Genomic DNA, 19,009 nt, shown 5'->3' with positions numbered 1-19,009 from the left:
GCAGGTCACTCCGCATCATGGCAGACGGCCTCGACATTGTTGCCGTCGGGATCGAAGACGAAGGCGCCATAGTAGTCCGCATGATAGTGCGGGCGCAGGCCCGGCCCGCCATTGTCCTTGCCGCCGGCGGCGAGAGCGGCAGCATGGAAAGCATCAACCTCGGCGCGGCTGCGCGCGGTGAAGGCAACGTGCTGGTGGGCCTTTTGCCCCTCCTTGCCTTCCTGCAGCCAGAACACCGGCCGATCGCGGCCGTAGCCACCGACCTTGGCGCCGCCGGTGTATTCCAGCGGCACCATATGGAGCAGCGAGGCCCCAAGCGGCGCCATCGCCTTGTCATAGAAAGCCTTCGAAGCGTCGAAATCGGCAACGTCGATGCCGAGATGGTCGATCATGAAACGAACTCCTCCGTTGCTGGTTCCGGCACTTCCGCGCCAGCCAGGCCGGCCGCAATCACGATATGCTGACAGACATTGTCGATATCGCGGATCACGTCATCGTTCCAGAAGCGCAGGGTGGTCCAGCCGAGCGCTGTGAGCTTGGCTGTTCGCGCGGTGTCAGACGCCGAGACCTCATGAGAGGCGTGCTGAGAACCATCCAGCTCAACGATCAGCTTCCTGTTAGGGCAAGCAAAATCGACGATGTAGCCCGCTATTGGCATTTGACGTCGAAACGCCAGCCCCATGAGTCGGTGTGCGCGTATCTCATTCCAAAGCTTCAGTTCGGCGTCGGTCATAGCCTTGCGCATCTTGCGCGCATTGCCTCGATTGACAGGAGACACACGATAATGGATCACGGCGAGGCGCCCCCCTCTGTCCTGCCGGACATCTCCCCCTCAAGGGGGAGATCGGCAGTTTCGCTGACGGTGCCCAACCTCCAACGTCAGCGATTGGCGAAAGCCTCGGTGATATCCAATCTCCCCCTTGAGGGGGAGATGTCCGGCAGGACAGAGGGGGTGCTTCGCGCCAACCTCTCCATTCCCGCCACAAGAACAGTCGCCCTCACCGCTTCACCTCCCACGTCGTCACACGTTCGCCGGTGACCGGGTCCTTGCCGTCCTTCAGTTGTACGCCTTGCGCCAACAACTCGTCGCGGATGCGGTCGGCTTCGGCCCAGTTCTTGGCGGCGATCAATTCCAGGCGCCTGGCGATCGCCTTGGCGACCGGGGCTTCGTCGACCTTGGCCGCCCCCACATCGAAACCCAGGAAGGCAAGCGCACCCTTCAGCGAGGCCGCTGCGGCGTTTTCGCCATCGCCGCCGAAGTCGACCGCCTCGCCGGCCAACTGGGTCAAAACCTGGAAGGCGGCGTAGGTGGCGAGATCATCCGACAACGCCTGCACGACCTCGGCCGGCAATTGCCCGACCGCCGGCGCCAGATCGGCCGCGCGTTTCCACTTGCGCAGCGTGTTCTCCGCTTCCTCGAGCTTGCGCACGGAAAAGTCGATCGGTTCGCGATAATGGGTCATCAGCATAGCCAGCCTGAGCACCTCGCCGGGCCATTTGCGGCCGCCGAAGGTTTCGGTCTCCAGCAGCTCGTTGATCGAGTAAAAATTGCCGAGGCTCTTCGACATCTTCTGCCCTTCGACCTGCAGGAAGCCGTTGTGCATCCAGATGTTGGCCATCACATCGGTGCCGTGCGCGCAGCGTGACTGGGCGATCTCGTTCTCGTGGTGCGGGAAGATCAGGTCGAGACCGCCGCCATGAATATCGAAGACCTCGCCCAGATAGGCGGCGGACATGGCCGAGCATTCGATGTGCCAGCCCGGCCGGCCCCTGCCCCATGGGCTCTGCCAGCCCGGCTCCTCCGGGGACGACAACTTCCACAGCACGAAGTCGCCAGGATTCTTCTTGTGCGCGTCGACTGCAACGCGAGCACCGGCCTGCTGCTCGTCGAGATTTCGCTTCGACAACTGGCCGTAGTCGGGCATCGAAGCGGTGTCGAACAGCACTTCGCCTGCGGCAACATAGGCATGGCCGCGTTTGATCAGGCTTTGAATCAAGGTGATCATGTCTGCCTTGCCGTCGGCACGGGGCTCGACGAACTCGGTGGCGCGCGGCTCGACTGTTGGCTCCAGGCAGCCGAGCGTCGCGACGTCCTTGTGGAATTGGCCCGCGGTCTTCTCCGTCACCCGCCTTATCGCCTCGTTAAGCGACAGTCTGCCGGCTGATATCTCGCTGCCGAAATCGCGCAGTGCGCGTGCATTGATCTTGTCGTCGACATCCGTGATGTTGCGCACATAGGTGACGTGCGTCTCGCCATAGAGATGGCGCAGCAGCCGGAACAGCACGTCGAAGACGATTACGGGCCTGGCATTGCCGATATGGGCGAAGTCGTAGACGGTCGGACCGCAGACATACATGCGCACGTTCAGCGCGTCGATCGGGACGAAATCCTGCTTCGCGCGCGTCAGCGTGTTGTAGAGGCGCAGGCCCTTCGGTGCGTCAGACATTCCATGCCTTTCCGGTTCAGAACTTTTGCCTGGATGAAGCCAGCTCCGCGCCGAGGCGCAAAACGGACTCCAGCCTGCTGGCCGGGGCGTTTGTCCAATCTAGGGGAAGATGAGGCGAAAACGTCCGGACCAGCGCGAAGCTAGCCAATAATGCAAATGCCACAAATGGCGAAAGACGTTTTCATAGGCGGCTTTATCGCCTTGGCCAGTGTTGCCGTCAAGTCGCTTATCCCGAGAAAAACGACGCCAGAACTGGCAAATGCGTCGCCCGATCACACGGAATCAGCCACTGAAACATTTTATTAAACATGTCGGCACAGTCATGAAACATACGCCGGCTAGATCAACCTGCGTCACGATTTGGTCGGATTCGGCCGCCAAACGCAGACACGGAAACGTTATCTGGGAAGAGACACATGCCTCGAAGCAAGCAGGAAGCCAACCGCGCCAAGCAACCAGCGCTGGCAAACCATTATCGCGCAATCGGCCCGGCCGCGATCGTCGCCGCCCTGCTCCACACCGCGAAGAAGAAAAAGCCGGTGCAGAAAATCGTATCGCCCCGCGCTGCCTGAAGCAGTGCGCGATCGGCCCAAGGGTCGGAACGAGGCGCCAAACCGCACCTCGAACAGAGTTCCTGCTAAAACAGCGTCATCTGACTGTCGTCCGCGCCGGGTTTCCGGCGCTTGACCTTCTCGGGCTCGGGCCCGATCTCCCCTTCTCCTGAATCTCCGGCCCGGTGTTGGCGACCTTGTTGACGAGGTCGGAGACCGGAATCGCTTCGAAGAAGTCGCGTTGCGCCGGCCGCAACAGGTCGGCGACGTCGCGCGGCTCAAGTCCGCGGCAATCGAGCCAGCGGGTGAAGTCTTCAGGTGCGATCACCACCGGCATGCGGTCATGGATATGCGCGATGTCGGCATTGGCCTCGACCGTCAGAATGGCGCCGGTGTCCAACTCCGAGCCGCCCGGTTCCGCATAGGTTTCAACCAGCCCGGCAAAGGCGACCAACCCGCCATGCCGCGGCCTGATCCAGTAAGGCTGCCCCTTCCTGCCGCCCGCCTCTCCGGGCCGCGCCTGGCGCCATTCGTAAAAACCTGATGCCGGCACCAGCGCCCGGCGATGGCGCATGGCGGCTTTGAACGAGGCCTTTTCGATCACGCCTTCGGAGCGTGCGTTGAACAGCAGCGGAAATTCGCCGACATCCTTTACCCAGGCGGGGATCAGGCCCCAGCGCACCAGCATCGGCCGGCGGTCCGGCAGGTTGGAACCCGGCGCCGGCGGCGGGCCTGAGATCGCCATCAGCACCGGCTGCGTCGGCGCTATATTGTAGCGCGTAGGAAACTGCTCCACCTCCGCCAGCCCGAGGAAAGCGGCTGTCTGGTCCGGTGTCGCGGTCAAGGCAAAACGTCCGCACATGTCTATTGGTCCTGATGTCCGGTTTCGAAAGTGGCGATGGAACAGCAGCACTGCAACCGTTAAAGCTGTCCGACGTCGGCCGGTCCACAACAGGCTGCCGTAAATCAGGGCGATCGGATATCCATGGACGAAGTGCGAAAAGTCATTCCCGCGGTCTCGGTCGCCGTTGTGCGCGGCGACGCCGTGCTTCTGGTCAAGCGGGCGCGACAACCCTCGCAAGGGTTCTATGCATTCCCGGGCGGCAAGGTCGAAGCCGGTGAGACGCTGGAACAGGCGGCACGGCGCGAATTGCTGGAGGAGACGCAATTGCAGGCCGAAAACTACCGACGGCTGCGCGAAATCCTCATCGACGGCACGCTCGACGGGCATCCGGTCGATTACCTGCTGACGGTATTCGGTGCGGCCCATGCCGGCGGCGAGGCCGTGGCCAGCGACGACGCCGAGACCGCCGCCTTCTACACGCTGGCCGAAATGGCTGATCTGCCGCTTGCCGGTTCGGTGCTCGCGGTCGCCGAGGAACTGCTCGGACGGCCGTCGCAAACCCCTGAGCGACCCTGAAATCCGGAATTCGCCCGGCACAATCGCCTTGCAGGCGGCAAATTGTTTGGCCAGATTGACTTATGCGTTGCCTTCCTCTCCTTCTCGCGACATGCCTTGCCGTCAGCCCTGTGGCGGCACGACCGGCGTTCAGCGCCGAGGCACCCTTCGAACCGGGGCTGATGCGGCTGGCGGAGGTTCTGGGGTCGCTGCATTTCCTGCGCAATCTGTGCGGCGAAAAGGGCGACCAGTGGCGCGGCGAGATGCAGAAGCTGCTCGAATCGGAGAACCCGGATCCGCAACGGCGCGCCCGCTTCATCGCCAGCTTCAATCGCGGCTACCGCTCATTCGGCGGCACCTACACGCAATGCACCGCGTCGGCGACCGAAGCCATCAGCCGCTACATGAAGGAAGGTGAGACCCTGTCGCGCGACATCGCCTCGCGCTACGGCAACTAGCGCATATCGCCCAAAGTGCCCTCGCAAGAGCGCATCCGGCCTTCATCAACAGATATCCGGTCCATTGACGGCGACTGCGGGGCATATCCAGCTTGTGTCGAGAACTGTCATGGTGCAATCCTTTTGTTGCGCTTATGCAACAGCGTTAATGAAACGTTAGCGCGCGGATGTGGAATTAACTCAAACTGAAGGTTTTCACCCCGCAGGCACGCCTAATCGGCTAAGTTTGACCAGGATTGAATGCAGCTTCGCAAGCGCAACCGGCCTCCTGTAAAGAACGATCAAAAAAATGTCGTATTTACAAAGACTTATTTGCGGCTGCGTGTAAACGGAACAGATCAAGCCTGATCCATCGACGGATCGCTGCTTGCAAGGGTGGACATCGCTTATGGAACATGGTGTCAACGACATCGACGCGCTGGTCAGGGAAGAAAAGCGCCTGACCGCGGTGGAGAGCCACAGCGAGGCCTGGGCCGAAGGTCTTTCGGCAGGCATAGAACCCGAGATCATCGCCGAAGCGGCGCTTGAAACCGCGTTCGGCGAAATGCTGCGCGCCAACGGCGAGACATCGGCCCTTGCCCTGCTCGACCGCATGCGTGAAAAGGTGATTGCTGGCGCCTTCGAACCCGAACGGCTGCGGCACTGAACCGACGTCCGGTTCTTTGACGGCAAATGCCGCTCGGGCATCATGCCCGGAAGCAGGGAGAAACGGGCAGTGAATTTTTCGATGTCAGGCGAGCCGCGCGGCTTGGTCCTTTGCATCTGTTTCGCCGCGTGCAGTGCCGCGATCCCCTTGGTTGCGTGTCTGACAAGCAGTCCCGCTTATGCGCTGAGCGAGATCAAGCGCGAAGAATTCCCCTCGCCGGCCCAACCGATGGTGGACGACGACGTGTCGCCGCCGGGAAGCACCGTGCCGATACCCGATCCGGTCGGAACGCCATCTTCGACCAGCCAGCCAACCGCCCCGGACAAAGCCGAGCCGGTCACCCCGCCGAACGGCGACGGTGCCACCAACAGGCCGCGCGTCGATCCCGACGCGCCCACGCCGGAGGTCGTCTACGACCTCAGCAAGCTGCCTGAACCGGTGCGGCGCATGCATGACCTGATCATCGAAGCCTGCGAGAGCGGCGACATCGAAAGACTGAGGCCTTTGATCGGCAAGGGCGACGGCATGACCCAACTGTCGCTGGCCGACATAGATGGCGACGCCATTACCTTCCTCAAGGGGCTCTCCGGCGACCAGGATGGCCAGGAGATTCTTGCCATACTGGAGGAGGTGCTCAATGCCGGCTATGTCCATGTCGATGCCGGGACGCCACAAGAGCTCTATGTCTGGCCGTATTTCTTTGCCCTACCCCTGGACAAGCTCGACGCCAGGCAACGGGTCGAGTTGTTCAAGATCGTCACCGCGAGTGACTTCGACGACATGAAGCAGTTCGGCGCCTACATCTTCTACCGCGTCGGCATCACGCCCGCTGGGCAATGGACGTTTTTCGTCGCCGGCGACTGAAACTCGGACACGCGAGTGCCTATTCGTGCGGATCGCCCCGTCGAATGGCTGCATCGGGCCCGTTAATATTCCAGTTGCGGAGAAATCAGGAAGGAAACGAAACTTCAGCCAGTGGTCAAAAGAATGCCCTGGCCGAATTTTTCCGCCAGGTTCTGGATAAGCAGCCTTTCAGATGTTGTAAGGCGCTCTTGATCGACAAACCGCCAGTTGCGCTCGTAGATGGCGAAAGCTTCCTCGGCAGGAATCGGGCGCGTTGCATCGCGGCTCCAGACGAGTGCGTGTAGCTCCGGAAACTCAGCGGGGACAATCATTGGCGTGATATCTGTGCGCATAACCCACTCAACTTAGTGGATCGTGCCTAAGAAATCCAACGATGTGAAATGGCTATGCGGGCAACGCCTCGGCGAACTCCACTGCCCTGCCCTGGCCCGGCGTCGCGATCTCGCCCTCCCACATGATGCGCTGGCCTCGAATGACAGTGCCGACCGGCCAGCCGGTGACTTCCTTGCCGTCATAAGGCGTCCAGCCGGCCTTCGAGCCGGCTTGTGCATTGGTGATGGTCTCGCGCCGCTTCATGTCGACAATTGTAAAATCGGCATCATAGCCGGCGGCGATACGGCCTTTCCTGGCCATGCCGAAGATGCGCTGCGGGCCGTGGCTTGAAAGATCGACGAAGCGCTGCAAGGTCAGCCTGCCGGCGTTGACGTGGTCAAGCATGATCGGCACCAGCGTCTGCACCCCGGTCATGCCCGAGGGCGATGCCGGATATGGTTTTGCTTTTTCGGCCAATGTGTGCGGGGCATGGTCGGAACCGAGTACGTCGACAATGCCTTGCGCGATTCCGTGCCAGACGCCGTCGCGATGGCGCGGGGCACGGACGGGCGGGTTCATCTGGATCAGCGTGCCGAGCCGTTTGTAGTCGTCCGCCGACAGTGTCAAATGGTGCGGTGTCGCCTCGCAGGTGGCGACATCCTTGTGCTGTTCGAGGAACAATATCTCCTCGGCCGTGGAGATGTGCAGGACGTGGATGCGGGCACGGGCGGCCCGCGCGACGCGCACCAGCCGCTCGGTGCAGCGCAAGGCGGCGATCTCGTCGCGCCAGACCGGATGCGATGAAGGATCGCCCCCGATGCGCTCGCCAAGGCGTTCGCGCAGCCGGAACTCGTCTTCCGAATGGAAAGCGGCGCGGCGGCGGGTGTTCCTGAGGATCGAGGCGACGCCTTCATCGTCCTCGACCAGCAGGTCGCCGGTGGACGAGCCCATGAAAACCTTTATCCCGGCCGCGCCCGGCAGGCGCTCGAGCTCGGCGACATCGTTGGCGTTGTCGCGGGTGCCGCCGACCCAGAAGGCGAAGTCGCAGTGCATACGGCCGGTGCCGCGTCGGACCTTGTCGGCAAGCGTTTCTTCGCTGGTAGTCAATGGATTGGTGTTGGGCATTTCGAACACGGCGGTGACGCCACCGAGCACCGCCGCCCGAGATCCAGTCTCCAGATCCTCCTTGTGCTCCAGTCCCGGCTCGCGGAAATGCACCTGGCTGTCGACGACGCCCGGAAGGATATGCAGGCCCCGGCAGTCGATCGTCTCGCCGGCCGAGGCCTGGCGCAGATCGCCGATGGCGGCGATGCGCCCATTCTTCACGCCGACATCGCGTTGCCCCTCGCCGTCATGGTTGACCACCATGCCGCCTGTCAGGATGAGGTCGTAGGTGTTGGCCATGCTGATCGATCTCTTGCGGGGGAGTGTCAGCGGCTTACGTAATGGCCAACCGTTTTGCAAGATCAGGCTTTTATTCGCCCCATGCCCTTTGCCCTGCTGAAAGACCGCGCGCTCATCTCCATCTCCGGCCCTGATGCCGAACACTTCCTGCAGAACATCCTGACCACCGACCTCGACGCGCTCGGCGCCGGCGAGGCAAAACCGGGCGCGCTTTTGACACCGCAAGGCAAGATCCTGTTTGACTTCCTGATCTCACGGGCCGGCGAAAACGCGTTCCGCCTCGAATGCCGCGCCGACATCGCTGACGATTTCGTACGCCGGCTGATGCTGTACAAGTTGCGCGCCAAGGTCGAGATTGCCAAATCCGAACAGACGCTTGTCTCCATTGCCTGGGGAAATGAGTCAGCTCCCTCACAAAAGGATTCAACCGTGCTGGCCGACCGGCGCTTTCGCGATGAAAGCGTCACCCGCTCCTATGGCAGCGCTCAAGAGACTGACGACGGTGCCGCATGGCAGGCCTTGCGCATCGCGCATGGCATTGCCGAGAGCGGCACCGACTACCAGCTCGGCGACGCCTTCCCGCATGACGTGCTACTCGACGAGACCGGTGGCGTCGGCTTCAGGAAGGGCTGCTATGTCGGCCAGGAGGTCGTCTCGCGCATGCAGCATCGTGGCACGGCAAGGCGGCGGGTGCTGATCGTCAGGGCCGAACAGGCCTTGCCTGAGGCCGGCGCCGAATTGACCGTCGATGGGCGATCGGTGGGGACGCTCGGCTCGAACGCCGGCACGATCGGCCTCGGCATCGCCCGTATCGACAGGGTCAAGACAGCGCTCGACGCCGGCCAGCCGATCCTGGCCGGAGACGTGCCGGTTACGGTGGCCATTCCACCTTTCGCCAAATTCAGCTTTCCCCAGGAAGCCGCCGGCACGGAGAAGGCCTGATGGCGGCCGACCGCATCGGTGCGCCGCCACGCGCCTGGCAGCGCATGCTGTCCGGCCGCCGGCTCGACTTGCTCGACCCCTCGCCTCTCGACATCGAGATATCGGATATCGCCCATGGGCTCGCCCGCGTCGCGCGCTGGAACGGCCAGACCAGCGGTGAGCACGCCTTCTCGGTCGCCCAGCATTCGCTGCTGGTGGAAGCGCTGTTTTGCGACCTGATGCCCGATGCGCCGGCGGACGCCCGGCTTATGGCATTGCTGCACGATGCGCCCGAATATGTCATCGGCGACATGATCTCGCCGTTCAAATCGGTGATGGGCGGCAGCTACAAGGACTGTGAACTGCGCTTGCAGCGCGCCATCCATCTGCGCTTCTCGCTACCGCCGGAACCAGGCGCCGGCCTGCGCAAGGAGATCAAGCGCGCGGACCAGATCGCCGCCTATTTCGAGGCCACGCTGCTCGCCGGCTTTTCGACCGCGGAGGCGACCGAGTTCTTCGGTCGTCCACGCGGCTTCAGTGCCGAGCGCTTCGATTTCACGCCGCGCTCGGTAACCTGGGCACAGAATGCCTTCCTGAAGCGTTTTTCCGCGATCGAGAAGTCGCGGCGCAAGGTTGCTACGGCGGTAGGATAGAAAACGCTAAATTAACCGGAACAGCCGACAGTGCGGTGTTCGATCACGAGCCGCAGGCACGCCTCATGCCCGTCGTTGACGACAAGGATGGTTCGACCGTCCCTGAACAGGGGGCCGAAGGCATGGATCGTCGTCATATGGAAGACGAACTGCGCGAACAAAACGAACGCTTTTCGGCCGCCGTCGAGAACATGTCGCATGGTCTTTGCATGTTCGACGCCGACGAGCGCATGATCATCTGCAACGGCAACTATATCAACATCTTTTGCCTCGAGGCCAACGTGGCGCAGCCGGGCATCCATTTCATCGACATCCTGCGGCACAGCGTCGATGTCGGCATCGCCTCGCAAAGCGCCGAAGAACTTTACGCCATCCGCAAGCCCTATATCGATGGAGCGAAACCCTCGACCTATGAGGAGGCGCTCTCTGATGGACGCATCATCAGCATCTCGCACCGGCCATTGGCATCGGGCGGCTGGGTTTCGATCTACGAAGACATCACCGAGCAGCGGCGCGCCGAACAGGATCTCAAGGAACAGCATCGCCGCTTCGACGCGGCGCTCGAGAACATGTCGCAGGGCCTGCTGATGTATGACGCCGGCGGCAGGCTGATCGTACGCAATCAGCGCATCCTGGAGCTTTATGGTGTGACCGAGGTGGATCTGCCGCTCGGCATGACTCACCGCGAACTCCTCGAACGGCTGGTGCGCCTTGGGGTCTATGCGCCCATAGATGTCGAGGACGAAGTTTCGAGGACCGAGGCTCGCGTGCTGGCCGGCCAGACGCGGTCGACCCCCCGCCGGCTCGCCGACGGACGAACGCTGATGGTTGCCCGCCGGCCGATGAGCGGTGGCGGCTGGGTCGCCACTTTCGATGACGTGACCGAGAGCAGGCTTGCCGAGGAGCGCATGACCCATCTTGCGCATCACGACGTGCTGACCGGGTTGCCCAATCGCTCGGTGTTTCGCGACCGGCTCGACCGGGCACTGGAGGATGCGGCCGCGGGACCGCTGGCAATCTTCTCGCTCGACCTCGACCGCTTCAAGGTCGTCAACGATACGCTGGGACATCCGGCTGGCGACCGGCTGCTGAAAGGCGTGGCCGCAAGACTGCTGCGCTGCGTGGACAACGACGCAGATATCGTCGCCCGTTTTGGCGGCGACGAGTTCGTGATCGTCCAATTCAACGTCGAGGGCCTGGCCAGCGCGGAAAAACTGGCGAAACGCATTGTCGAGGCCATCGCCAAACCATTTCATGACAAGAGCCGGGACATGCATGTTGGCGTCAGCGTTGGCATCGCGCTTTCTCCCGGCGATGGCAGGGACGCCGATACATTGCTGACAAACGCCGACATGGCGCTCTACCGGGCAAAAAGCGAAGGGCGCAACCTGTACCGTTTCTTCGAGCCCGGCATGGATGCCACGGTGCGCGCGCGCCGGGCGCTCGAAGCCGATCTCGATACGGCGCTGCCGAGCCGGGAATTCGATCTCGATTTCCAACCGATCATGGCCATAGCTTCGGGCGAGATTGTCGGCGCCGAGGCCCTGATGCGCTGGCATTCGCCGTCGCGCGGCACTGTGGCGCCGGACGAATTCATTCCGGTCGCCGAGGAAACCGGGCTGATCGTGCCGCTTGGCGAATGGGCGCTGCGAAAGGCCTGTGCGACGGCGGCAGCCTGGCCACCTGGCCTGCGCATTGCGGTCAATGTCTCCGCCGTGCAGCTCAAATGCGGCGGCTTTGCTCGCAGCGTCATCTCTGCCCTGGCCTTTTCGGGCGTGCCGGCCAGACGACTGGAACTGGAGATCACCGAAACCGTGCTGATGGACGAGAGCAAAGCCGTCCTGAAGACGCTGCGACAGTTGCGTGAACTCGGCATCCGCATCGCGCTCGACGACTTTGGCACCGGCTATTCCTCACTCGGCTATCTCAGGCGCTTTCCCGTCGACAAGATCAAGATCGATCGTTCCTTCATCTCCGACATCGGCAATCTCGATACCGCAGCGATCGTGCGCACCATCATCGGACTGGGCGCCGAACTGGGCATCACCGTCACCGCCGAAGGCGTAGAAACCGAAGCACAGCTCGACATGCTGCGCCGAAACGGCTGCGTGGAGGCGCAAGGCTATCTGATCGGCGTGCCGTCAAAGGCGGCGGAGATTCAGCACCTGTTGAAATCGAGCGCGGTGCGCAGCCAGACCGGCTGACGCCATAAATCAGCGCAGCGTCTCGATGTATTTTTCATGGAAGCCGATATAACCCGGCTCGACAACCTTCAGATGCCGCTCGATCAGCGCATGAAACTCCGGCAACCGGTGGAAGGGCACGCCCGGATAGGCGTGATGCTCGGCATGGAAGGGCATGTTCCAGGCAAGCTTGCGCATAGCCCAGTTGGTCAGCGTCGTCCTGGTATTCTCCAGCATGTTTGCGACGAAGGGGCAGCGGCCATGCTCGGCCAGCAGATAGAGCCGCAGGAACGGCTGGCCGAGCAGCGCGGGAAAGATCCAGACATGGAGCAGCACCGTCGCCTTGAACCACAGCGCGAGCATCAGCACGACGGCGTAGAAGGCAATCATCGAGCGCGCCTCGGCGCGTACCTTCGAACGCCCCTTGGGGGCACGTAGCTGTCCTGGCAACGTCCCACGGCATTGGCGTAGAGCGTCTTCAAATGCCCCAACCACACTGGAAGTCCGGAAACGTGGACCAGGTACTGCCGCCAGGTTTCCGGCTTCGGGAAAGCCAGCTCCGGATCGCGTTCGGGATCCTGTGTGAAACGGTGATGGGCGAAATGGAAATAGCGGAACCAGTCGGCCGGCAGCGCGATCGCCAGGCTGCAGACACGCGCGACTGCGTCGTTCAGCCATTGCCTTTCGAAAGCCGTGCGATGCACCGTCTCATGCAGCAGCGTGAACAGGAACACGATCAGTATGCCTTGCGGCAGCATCAGCAGCGGCCAGAACGGCACCTTGGCGGCGATCAACGATCCGAGGAGCAGGATCGCGCCGAGGTGGAAAGCGAGCTGAACAAGGCCGGGCCCATCCGACTTGCCGGTTAGCCGGCTGCGCTCCTCATTCGTCAGCGAGGCGATCACGTCACGATGATCCATAGGGGCATTCCGGCCGATTGAATTCATTCGGTCAGCATACCCCAGCAAGAAACCTTTCTAACAACGAGGATTTCTGCAATATAGATAAGCTGAACTTATCTTTTTGGTCACCGCCATGGTTGCAATGCCATCGTTGCGAGGTCTTCAGGCCTTCGAGGCGGCTGCGCGCACCGGCAGCTTCGCCGCGGCGGCGGAAGAGCTATCGGTCTCGGCCGCCGCAGTCAGCCAGCTCATCCGCATCGTCGAGGAGCAAGTTGGCCGCAAGCTCTTCCACCGCGCCAACCGGCGTGTCGTCCTGAGCGAGGCTGGCGTCGAGATGCTGCCTCGATTGACCATGGCCTTCCAGGAAATCGGCAGCGTCTCGCGCCAGCTTGCAGGCGATGCGTTCCGCCCGCGGCTCGTTGTCTCGGTCCCTCCGTCCATGGCCATGGGCTGGCTTTCCGAGCGCCTTGCCGGCTTCATCGCCATCCACGGTGCCGTCGACATATCTCTCAGGGGCGATGACGACCCGGTGTCGTTCGACCGCGACCTGATCGACGTCAGGCTCTCCTACGGTCCGCACTATCGTGAGCACCCGATCGAGGACATTGTCCAGGACGCGGTCTATCCCGTCTGCGCGCCAAAGCTTGCCAGCGTGCTCGAGGCGGATGGCGGTCCGCTCGCCGGGCTGCCCCTGATCCACACCGACTGGGGACCGACCGGCGCATCCTTTCCCTCATGGCGCAGCTGGTTCGAGGCGGCCGGCATAGCGCCTGGGCGCGGCATTCAGCGCGGCCTGTCGGCAAACTCCTCGCGCGCGGCGCTCGACCTCGCCATTTCGGGACTGGGCGTGGCGCTGGCGCAAGGGATCTATTGCGCCGAGGCCGTGGAGGACGGCCGGCTGGTCCGGCCTGTCGCCAAGGCGATTGCGCTGCGCCAGCCCTATTGCCTGACGATTCCGCAGCGGAGCGCAAGAAGGGACGTCGTGGCGGCGTTCCGTGACTGGCTGGTCGATGAATGCCAGCGCGTGGTGAGCTCGCCGGCGCTCCGCTGAGCCAGCAAGCGGCGATGGTCAGAGGTGCCCGCTCAATGCCTCGACCATGTCCTTGTTCGCCGCCACCGGCACGATCTCGAACTCCACCAGATCCGCCCACTCGATCACCCAGCGCTGCAGCAGCGTGACGTCATCCGTCTCCACCAGCAGAAAGCAGCGGCTCATGTCCGCCGCGATCCAGCTATGGTGCACCAGAAGCTCCTCGGGCTTCAAGGCGACCGCGATCGCGGAAGCGGCGGTAGATCTCCTTGCGGTCGCAGCCTCGAAAATCCTCGGTGACCAAAAACAGCATCTCTGCCCCGCTTGAATGATTATCGGCCCGGCCGCTCCAAACGGTCCAGGAACCATTGCGTCAGCCGCACCCAGACCTCGTCCTTCTCGCCGGAATCCTCCCAACCATGATCGAGGTTGGGATTGTCGTTGACCTCGATGACGAAGACGCCGTCCTTGGTCTCCTTGAGGTCGACGCCGTAGAGGCCGTCGCCGATGCAGCGCGCCGCCTTGACTGCCGTCTCGACGACATGGGGCGGCGTCTCCTTCAGCGTGAAGGTCTTGATGCCGCCCTGGTCGGGCTTGCCGCTGGCCTTATGGTTGACGATCTGCCAGTGCTTCTTGGCCATTAGGTAATGTACGGCAAACAGCGGTTGGCCGCCGAGCACGCCGACACGCCAGTCATATTCGGTCGGGATGAATTTCTGCGCGATCAGAAGATCGGAATCCTCCAGCCATTCGGTAGCGAGCATCTTCAATTCCTCGAAATTGGCGCATTTCTTGACGCCGCGCGAGAAGGAGGAATCCGGGATCTTCAGCACCAGCGGAAAACCCAGCGTCTGCGCCGCGAGTTCAAGGTCGGAAGTGCCGGCTATCATCACGGTCGGCGGAACCGGCACCTTGTTGTAGGCCATCAGCTCGTTGAGATAGACCTTGTTGGTGCAGCGGATCATCGACAGCGGGTCGTCGATGACCGGCATGCCTTCCTGCTGGGCGCGGCGCGCGAAACGATAGGTATGGTTGGAGATCGAGGTGGTCTCGCGGATGAACAGCGCGTCGTAATTGGCGAGCTTGGCGAGGTCCCTCTTGGTGATCGGCTCGATTTCGACGCCCATCTTTTCGGCGATCCTGGCCCAGTAGCGCAGCGAGGAGATTTCCGAGGGCGGCAATTCCTCATGCGGATCGACCAGCGTGGCGAAAGTGTAGCGCGCCGGCGTGCGGCCCTTGGTGTCGCGCCATTCGCGATTGGTATAGGTGTCCAGGCATTGCAGGAAGAAGCTCTCCTCCTCCTCGGTCATGCGCGCCAGGGGATGAAAGCCGATCTTGCGGATCGAGGCCCATTCGGCACTATCCTTGATGTGGACCTCGAGCGCCGGCGCGCGGAACCAGTCGAACAGGAGCTTGGCGAATCGGTCCCACACCTTGGACGGGCCAATGCCGAAGAAGATGCAGACCTTCGCAGGAAAAGCGCCGCCAAGATCCTTGCGGCACTTGTTGAGCGCCAGCTCCAGTTCGGGCAGCGCATGTTCGTAAAGCTTGCGCTCCGACAGATCGATCATGGTTTCGACGGTCGGGATGACCTTGTGACCGCGCGAACCCGCCAGCAGCGAGGCATAATAGCCGCGGCTCTGGTAGCCGTAGTTGTTCGACAGGTTGATGACTTTGGGACGCTGGCCGCGAAACAGCGCCGGATGCGCGAGATAGTCGCGGTTCGTGATAATCTTGTGCGGTGTCGCCACCTGGTCGAGATCGCTCTGCCGGCCAGTTAAGATAACCCAGGTCATTGTTATCAGCGCTTCCCCAGAGTGATGGCGGCGCGCAGTCCGTCGCGGCCGAACTGCGCCATGTTCATAAAGATGCCGTAAGGCACGGGAATGTTGGCGGCATCAAGGATGGTCTCCTGCCTCTCGTCCTCAACCCAGGGATCGTGGATCAGGATATGGTCGCCGTCGTCGCCGATGGCCAACACCCAGTGCGGCACCTTCTTGCCGAACATCAGGAAGCCGCTGATCAGCACCAGCACCAATTTTCCTTTCGCGATCGCGGCGCGAATGTCGTCGATGGTGAATGAACGGTAATTCACCGGGATGCCGTAAAGTTCCGCGCGTCGGCGAAAGTCGACCTGGGCCAGTTCCATCACCCGGCGCTTGTCCGCGCTGCGCACCGACTGGAGGAACAACGCGCCGTAGAACGACACGTAAATCTCGGCCGCAAGGCCGCTCTCATAGCCGGCGACCGCGAGGCCGAACGGCTCGCAGCCACCCGGGCCCGACATCATGAAGACGGTCGTCGCTTCGCGCCAAAGACGAATTTCCCTGACCGGGTCCGGTACGAAGTCGTGATCGAAATTGCCCATGGCCATCATCAGGCAGCAGGGACCGCAAGTGAATTCGCAGGTCTGCTGGTAGAACGGCACGCTGGTGGCGGCCGGAAGTTCGCCGCGCAAGGTCTTCTCGTAGCGCAGCGCCGTGGCGCCGTCCTCGTAGTAATCGGGTTCGCGGCCGATCTTGCGGTAGCCGGCCCGCTCGTAGATGCTGATGGCGCGGGCATTATCCTCCCGCACTTCTAGGCGCAGCATCATGCGATCGTGTTCGAAGGCCGCCTCCTCCGCCGCCACTAGCAACCGGCGGCCGATGCCGAGGGCGCCAAAAAAGGGACTGGTGGCGATCGAATAAAGGCGCGCCACGCCGCTGCCCTTGCGAAACAGCACAATCGCATAACCGGCGACGCGGCCATCTCTTTCGGCGACCAGCGTCTCGGCGGTCTCGCGCTCGATGAACTGTCGGAAGGAGCGACGGGAAATGCGGTCGCTGGAGAAAACAGCTTTCTCGATGGCGGCGAGATCATCGACGTCAGTCGCGCGGGCCGTGCGAATCTCGGCAGGCATGCGGGCTTGGAAAACCTCGATTGGGTTGTGATGAAGGCCCTATTCGAAACGTCCAGACACCAGCCCAAAACGGCAGCGCCCATCCAGCGCTATCGCACCTCGATTAGGGCCGAATTGTGACAGATTGGCGCCAGCCCGGGAGGACAAAGGCTTTGAACCAGGTCACCGTTTTCGAGTAGGCGGCGGCGCCAAAAACGATGCTGTTCAACTCGCCAGGCCGGCCAGAAGCTGGCTGTAGGCGCTCTTGGCCACGATGGCCAATTGCTCGCGCGGCACTGAGCCGACGACAGCGCAGCCATAGCCCTTGTCCAGCCAGTAGACGGCCTGCGGGCCGGCTTGCGCCGAAGCGTAGGTCCCCCTGGCGTTCTCCACCGATTCGGCCGTTACAAAGAGCGATATGCGCTCGCCCTTGTCGTCTTCATAGAGCAGCATTGCCGCCTTGCTCTCGCCAGCCGGCAGCAACCTGCCGCCGACCAGTTGGAACCCGCTGCCGGTCAAGTCCGGCGCAACCAGCTTCAATCCGACCCGGTTGGACAGCCAGGTCAGCAGATGGTCCTTGTCGCTTGCCGGCACTTCCACCGCATGCCGCTTCTCGGCGGCATAGATGACATGCGCGGCGATCGCCTGCTCGGCCAACTGATCCTCGGCCTGATCTTCCCGGCCAATACCGTCGCTGCCGGCAAAGTAGCCGCCAAGCCCGCCCGCGGCCAGTAGACCGGCAGCGGCGGCGGCAAGCCACCAGCGCGAGCGTGGCATTGGCGTCCTGGCTGGCGCCTCGCCAAGCACCACCTTGCGCAACCGCACCGGCACCGGCTCGTCGATCACGCCAGCGAAGGCATCTCGCAATGCCGTCCTGTCGGCGATGAAACGGGCGCTTTTCGCCTTCATCTCGGGAGTGGCGTCGAGCCATGCGTCATAGGCGGCGCGCTCATCGGCCGGCAACTCGCCGTCGAGTGCCATGTGGATGTCGCGTTCGGAGAAATCGCGGCGGATCATTTCTAGACGATCCTTATCGAACGGCGGCGTGCCGTGTCGTCCAGCAGTCCGCGCAACTCCTCGCGCCCGCGCGCAATGCGCGACATCAGCGTTCCGGCCGGCACGCCCAGGATGTTGGCGGCCTCGGCATAGGAAAAGCCTTCGATCGCGACCATGACGAGCGCGGCACGGCGGTCGGGGCTGATCGCCTGCAATGCGTCGACGATCTCGCGCGAGGCGATGCTTTCCACCTGCTCGGCCGGCTGTGCAACCGCCTCGCCCGCTTCCAGCGGCAGCATCGCGGCTTCGCCGCGCCGGTTCACTTTGCGCATCTGGTCAATGAACAAATGATGCATGATCGTAAACAGCCACCTCCTGGGGCTTTCTCCCGTCTGCCAGTTGTCGAGCCGCATGAGGGCCCGTTCGAGACAGTCCTGGACGAGATCGTCGGCGGCATCGCGGTCGCGCAACAACGAGCGTGCGTAGCGGCGCAGGCGCGGTATTTCGCCGAGGATTGCTGCCTTCTTTTCGTCCATGACCGCTGGTTTTCGGAATTGCCCTATTCATCAGATTGAACGCGCCTTCGCGGCGTGACGCAAGCAGCCAGTGCGAAGCGGTCCACCGCCCCGGTCACCCAAGCAATGATGTAACGATGGGAGCGGCGGGTTTATTCCCAATCAATAGGAGGCCAACTACGCCAAATCGGTCTTGAGAAAGTCATTGTCTTTAAAGAGCAACGGAACATCAAGAGCCTTGGCGCAGGCGTAGGAAAAGCAATCACCAAAATTAAGGTCGGCCGGATGACCGACCGCTTTGCCGTACCGGATGCTGGCATCAATGGCGCGCCCCCCGATATCCTCGTTGATGGCTACATTGCGAGCGTCGATCTCAACAATGAACGCATCGACCAGATCGCGCGCCGCAGACAGCATTTCGGGAGTCGGCTTTTTGGCACCGGCATTCAATCGCCCGAGGGCAAGCGTAGCTTCGAGCCGAACAAGCGCTGAAATGTACAGCTGACCGTCGACGTCGGCGACCCGCTTCAGCAATTCCTCCCAACCCGATTCCTTGGCGAGAATTGCAACGACAACCGATGCGTCGACAAACATCAGTCTTCCCACATCTCGTCCATGAATGCCTTCATATCGAAGGTGGTGTCGGACGGCCCCAACGCCGCTGCTTGCGCTTGAAGAACGGCAATCCTCTCCCGCAGCGGTTTGCGGGCGCGGCTTTGTTCAAGTTCGTGCAAAAGCGCGGTTCGCACGGCTTCCGTTTTGCTCGGCGCATTCGTCTCGCGCTGCAATTTCGTCGCCAGCGCATCTACCTCATCGTCGCGGATATAGAGCGGCATATGAATATCTCCGT

Annotated in this window: 21 protein-coding genes and 2 pseudogenes; 9 read left to right on the top strand and 14 right to left on the bottom strand. The window is 62.3% G+C overall.

The window, feature by feature from the left end; genetic code table 11:
- Positions 1–5 precede the first annotated feature (5 nt).
- The 3 genes from ACIU1A_RS07170 to cysS form a co-directional block, all read right to left on the bottom strand.
- A complete protein-coding gene (locus ACIU1A_RS07170; protein ID WP_404926969.1) occupies positions 6–392 on the bottom strand; it encodes a VOC family protein in 387 nt (128 codons plus the stop codon).
- Positions 389–745 (bottom strand): endonuclease domain-containing protein, encoded by a 357-nt coding sequence (locus tag ACIU1A_RS07165; RefSeq protein WP_140520951.1) that lies wholly within the window; start codon positions 743–745, stop codon positions 389–391. The genes ACIU1A_RS07170 and ACIU1A_RS07165 overlap by 4 nt, the downstream gene beginning before the upstream one ends.
- 253 nt (positions 746–998) lie before the next feature.
- Complete coding sequence (gene cysS / locus ACIU1A_RS07160; RefSeq protein ID WP_404926968.1) at positions 999–2,447, bottom strand: cysteine--tRNA ligase; 1,449 nt, start codon at positions 2,445–2,447, stop codon at positions 999–1,001.
- A 416-nt stretch (positions 2,448–2,863) separates the two neighbouring features.
- On the opposite strand from cysS, the gene ACIU1A_RS07155 reads away from it, so the two are divergent.
- On the top strand, positions 2,864–3,019 hold the full coding sequence (locus ACIU1A_RS07155) for a hypothetical protein (RefSeq protein WP_140494544.1): 156 nt from the start codon (positions 2,864–2,866) through the stop codon (positions 3,017–3,019).
- A 65-nt stretch (positions 3,020–3,084) separates the two neighbouring features.
- Here the strand turns inward: ACIU1A_RS07155 and ACIU1A_RS07150 are convergent.
- Positions 3,085–3,860 (bottom strand): annotated as a pseudogene (locus ACIU1A_RS07150) (SOS response-associated peptidase).
- Positions 3,861–3,983: 123 nt separating this feature from the next.
- Here ACIU1A_RS07150 and ACIU1A_RS07145 point away from each other — a divergent pair.
- The 4 genes from ACIU1A_RS07145 (at position 3,984) to ACIU1A_RS07130 (ending at position 6,365) form a co-directional block, all read left to right on the top strand.
- Entirely contained in the window at positions 3,984–4,418 is a 435-nt protein-coding gene (locus ACIU1A_RS07145; protein WP_140494548.1) for an NUDIX hydrolase, read from the top strand.
- 62 nt (positions 4,419–4,480) lie between these two features.
- Positions 4,481–4,855, top strand: a complete 375-nt coding sequence (locus ACIU1A_RS07140; protein WP_404926967.1) for a TIGR02301 family protein — start codon at positions 4,481–4,483, stop codon at positions 4,853–4,855.
- Between the two features lie 388 nt (positions 4,856–5,243).
- Positions 5,244–5,501: a hypothetical protein gene (locus ACIU1A_RS07135; RefSeq protein WP_008874920.1), complete on the top strand. Its 258-nt coding sequence runs from the start codon at positions 5,244–5,246 to the stop codon at positions 5,499–5,501.
- A gap of 69 nt (positions 5,502–5,570) precedes the next feature.
- A complete protein-coding gene (locus ACIU1A_RS07130; protein WP_224706163.1) occupies positions 5,571–6,365 on the top strand; it encodes a hypothetical protein in 795 nt (264 codons plus the stop codon).
- Between the two features lie 104 nt (positions 6,366–6,469).
- On the opposite strand, the gene ACIU1A_RS07125 is transcribed toward ACIU1A_RS07130, so the two are convergent.
- Complete coding sequence (locus tag ACIU1A_RS07125; RefSeq protein WP_140580909.1) at positions 6,470–6,697, bottom strand: hypothetical protein; 228 nt, start codon at positions 6,695–6,697, stop codon at positions 6,470–6,472.
- Positions 6,698–6,749: 52 nt separating this feature from the next.
- Positions 6,750–8,081 (bottom strand): dihydroorotase, encoded by a 1,332-nt coding sequence (locus ACIU1A_RS07120; RefSeq protein WP_404926966.1) that lies wholly within the window; start codon positions 8,079–8,081, stop codon positions 6,750–6,752.
- Positions 8,082–8,162: 81 nt separating this feature from the next.
- Here ACIU1A_RS07120 and ACIU1A_RS07115 point away from each other — a divergent pair, with 81 nt between their 5' ends.
- The 3 genes from ACIU1A_RS07115 to ACIU1A_RS07105 all read left to right on the top strand — a co-directional run bounded on the left by ACIU1A_RS07115 (position 8,163) and on the right by ACIU1A_RS07105 (position 11,859).
- Positions 8,163–9,023, top strand: a complete 861-nt coding sequence (locus tag ACIU1A_RS07115) for a YgfZ/GcvT domain-containing protein (RefSeq protein WP_404926965.1) — start codon at positions 8,163–8,165, stop codon at positions 9,021–9,023.
- Positions 9,023–9,655: an HD family hydrolase gene (locus tag ACIU1A_RS07110; RefSeq protein ID WP_140555790.1), complete on the top strand. Its 633-nt coding sequence runs from the start codon at positions 9,023–9,025 to the stop codon at positions 9,653–9,655. Before ACIU1A_RS07115 ends, ACIU1A_RS07110 begins: the two co-directional genes overlap by 1 nt.
- A 65-nt stretch (positions 9,656–9,720) precedes the next feature.
- Positions 9,721–11,859, top strand: a complete 2,139-nt coding sequence (locus ACIU1A_RS07105; protein WP_404926964.1) for a putative bifunctional diguanylate cyclase/phosphodiesterase — start codon at positions 9,721–9,723, stop codon at positions 11,857–11,859.
- A 9-nt stretch (positions 11,860–11,868) separates the two neighbouring features.
- Here ACIU1A_RS07105 and ACIU1A_RS07100 read toward each other — a convergent pair.
- Positions 11,869–12,758 (bottom strand): annotated as a pseudogene (locus tag ACIU1A_RS07100) (fatty acid desaturase family protein).
- A 115-nt stretch (positions 12,759–12,873) separates the two neighbouring features.
- Between ACIU1A_RS07100 and ACIU1A_RS07095 the strand changes: the two are divergent.
- Positions 12,874–13,791, top strand: a complete 918-nt coding sequence (locus tag ACIU1A_RS07095) for a LysR substrate-binding domain-containing protein (protein WP_404926963.1) — start codon at positions 12,874–12,876, stop codon at positions 13,789–13,791.
- Positions 13,792–13,809: 18 nt separating this feature from the next.
- Here ACIU1A_RS07095 and ACIU1A_RS07090 read toward each other — a convergent pair whose 3' ends face one another.
- The 7 genes from ACIU1A_RS07090 to ACIU1A_RS07060 all read right to left on the bottom strand — a co-directional run bounded on the left by ACIU1A_RS07090 (position 13,810) and on the right by ACIU1A_RS07060 (position 18,995).
- Positions 13,810–14,004: a DUF3303 domain-containing protein gene (locus ACIU1A_RS07090; RefSeq protein WP_404926962.1), complete on the bottom strand. Its 195-nt coding sequence runs from the start codon at positions 14,002–14,004 to the stop codon at positions 13,810–13,812.
- A gap of 98 nt (positions 14,005–14,102) precedes the next feature.
- Positions 14,103–15,566 carry a RimK family protein gene (locus tag ACIU1A_RS07085; protein ID WP_404926961.1) on the bottom strand — a complete coding sequence of 488 codons (1,464 nt, stop codon included), beginning with the start codon at positions 15,564–15,566 and terminating at the stop codon, positions 14,103–14,105.
- Between the two features lie 5 nt (positions 15,567–15,571).
- Entirely contained in the window at positions 15,572–16,669 is a 1,098-nt protein-coding gene (locus ACIU1A_RS07080) for a GNAT family N-acetyltransferase/peptidase C39 family protein (RefSeq protein WP_140494571.1), read from the bottom strand.
- A gap of 204 nt (positions 16,670–16,873) precedes the next feature.
- Positions 16,874–17,665 carry an anti-sigma factor family protein gene (locus ACIU1A_RS07075; protein ID WP_404926960.1) on the bottom strand — a complete coding sequence of 264 codons (792 nt, stop codon included), beginning with the start codon at positions 17,663–17,665 and terminating at the stop codon, positions 16,874–16,876.
- A 2-nt stretch (positions 17,666–17,667) separates the two neighbouring features.
- On the bottom strand, positions 17,668–18,180 hold the full coding sequence (locus ACIU1A_RS07070) for an RNA polymerase sigma factor (RefSeq protein WP_140549337.1): 513 nt from the start codon (positions 18,178–18,180) through the stop codon (positions 17,668–17,670).
- A gap of 156 nt (positions 18,181–18,336) precedes the next feature.
- Positions 18,337–18,753 carry a type II toxin-antitoxin system VapC family toxin gene (locus ACIU1A_RS07065; RefSeq protein WP_404926959.1) on the bottom strand — a complete coding sequence of 139 codons (417 nt, stop codon included), beginning with the start codon at positions 18,751–18,753 and terminating at the stop codon, positions 18,337–18,339.
- A complete protein-coding gene (locus ACIU1A_RS07060) occupies positions 18,753–18,995 on the bottom strand; it encodes a type II toxin-antitoxin system VapB family antitoxin (RefSeq protein WP_404927871.1) in 243 nt (80 codons plus the stop codon). Before ACIU1A_RS07060 ends, ACIU1A_RS07065 begins: the two co-directional genes overlap by 1 nt.
- Between the last annotated feature and the right edge of the window lie 14 nt (positions 18,996–19,009).

Source organism: Mesorhizobium maamorense (assembly GCF_044998965.1).
In the GTDB taxonomy this organism is placed as follows: Bacteria; Pseudomonadota; Alphaproteobacteria; order Rhizobiales; family Rhizobiaceae; genus Mesorhizobium.
This window is presented reverse-complemented; position numbering and strand designations above follow the sequence as displayed.

Bases quoted from the DNA above. Each gene is read 5' to 3' on its own strand.
- ACIU1A_RS07170 (WP_404926969.1), bottom strand. From the start codon at position 392: ATGATCGACCATCTCGGCATCGACGTTGCCGATTTCGACGCTTCGAAG.
- ACIU1A_RS07165 (WP_140520951.1), bottom strand. From the start codon at position 745: ATGCGCAAGGCTATGACCGACGCCGAACTGAAGCTTTGGAATGAGATA.
- cysS (WP_404926968.1), bottom strand. From the start codon at position 2,447: ATGTCTGACGCACCGAAGGGCCTGCGCCTCTACAACACGCTGACGCGC.
- ACIU1A_RS07155 (WP_140494544.1), top strand. From the start codon at position 2,864: ATGCCTCGAAGCAAGCAGGAAGCCAACCGCGCCAAGCAACCAGCGCTG.
- ACIU1A_RS07145 (WP_140494548.1), top strand. From the start codon at position 3,984: ATGGACGAAGTGCGAAAAGTCATTCCCGCGGTCTCGGTCGCCGTTGTG.
- ACIU1A_RS07140 (WP_404926967.1), top strand. From the start codon at position 4,481: ATGCGTTGCCTTCCTCTCCTTCTCGCGACATGCCTTGCCGTCAGCCCT.
- ACIU1A_RS07135 (WP_008874920.1), top strand. From the start codon at position 5,244: ATGGAACATGGTGTCAACGACATCGACGCGCTGGTCAGGGAAGAAAAG.
- ACIU1A_RS07125 (WP_140580909.1), bottom strand. From the start codon at position 6,697: ATGCGCACAGATATCACGCCAATGATTGTCCCCGCTGAGTTTCCGGAG.
- ACIU1A_RS07120 (WP_404926966.1), bottom strand. From the start codon at position 8,081: ATGGCCAACACCTACGACCTCATCCTGACAGGCGGCATGGTGGTCAAC.
- ACIU1A_RS07115 (WP_404926965.1), top strand. From the start codon at position 8,163: ATGCCCTTTGCCCTGCTGAAAGACCGCGCGCTCATCTCCATCTCCGGC.
- ACIU1A_RS07110 (WP_140555790.1), top strand. From the start codon at position 9,023: ATGGCGGCCGACCGCATCGGTGCGCCGCCACGCGCCTGGCAGCGCATG.
- ACIU1A_RS07105 (WP_404926964.1), top strand. From the start codon at position 9,721: ATGCCCGTCGTTGACGACAAGGATGGTTCGACCGTCCCTGAACAGGGG.
- ACIU1A_RS07095 (WP_404926963.1), top strand. From the start codon at position 12,874: ATGGTTGCAATGCCATCGTTGCGAGGTCTTCAGGCCTTCGAGGCGGCT.
- ACIU1A_RS07085 (WP_404926961.1), bottom strand. From the start codon at position 15,566: ATGACCTGGGTTATCTTAACTGGCCGGCAGAGCGATCTCGACCAGGTG.
- ACIU1A_RS07080 (WP_140494571.1), bottom strand. From the start codon at position 16,669: ATGCCTGCCGAGATTCGCACGGCCCGCGCGACTGACGTCGATGATCTC.
- ACIU1A_RS07075 (WP_404926960.1), bottom strand. From the start codon at position 17,665: ATGATCCGCCGCGATTTCTCCGAACGCGACATCCACATGGCACTCGAC.
- ACIU1A_RS07070 (WP_140549337.1), bottom strand. From the start codon at position 18,180: ATGGACGAAAAGAAGGCAGCAATCCTCGGCGAAATACCGCGCCTGCGC.
- ACIU1A_RS07065 (WP_404926959.1), bottom strand. From the start codon at position 18,753: ATGTTTGTCGACGCATCGGTTGTCGTTGCAATTCTCGCCAAGGAATCG.
- ACIU1A_RS07060 (WP_404927871.1), bottom strand. From the start codon at position 18,995: ATGCCGCTCTATATCCGCGACGATGAGGTAGATGCGCTGGCGACGAAA.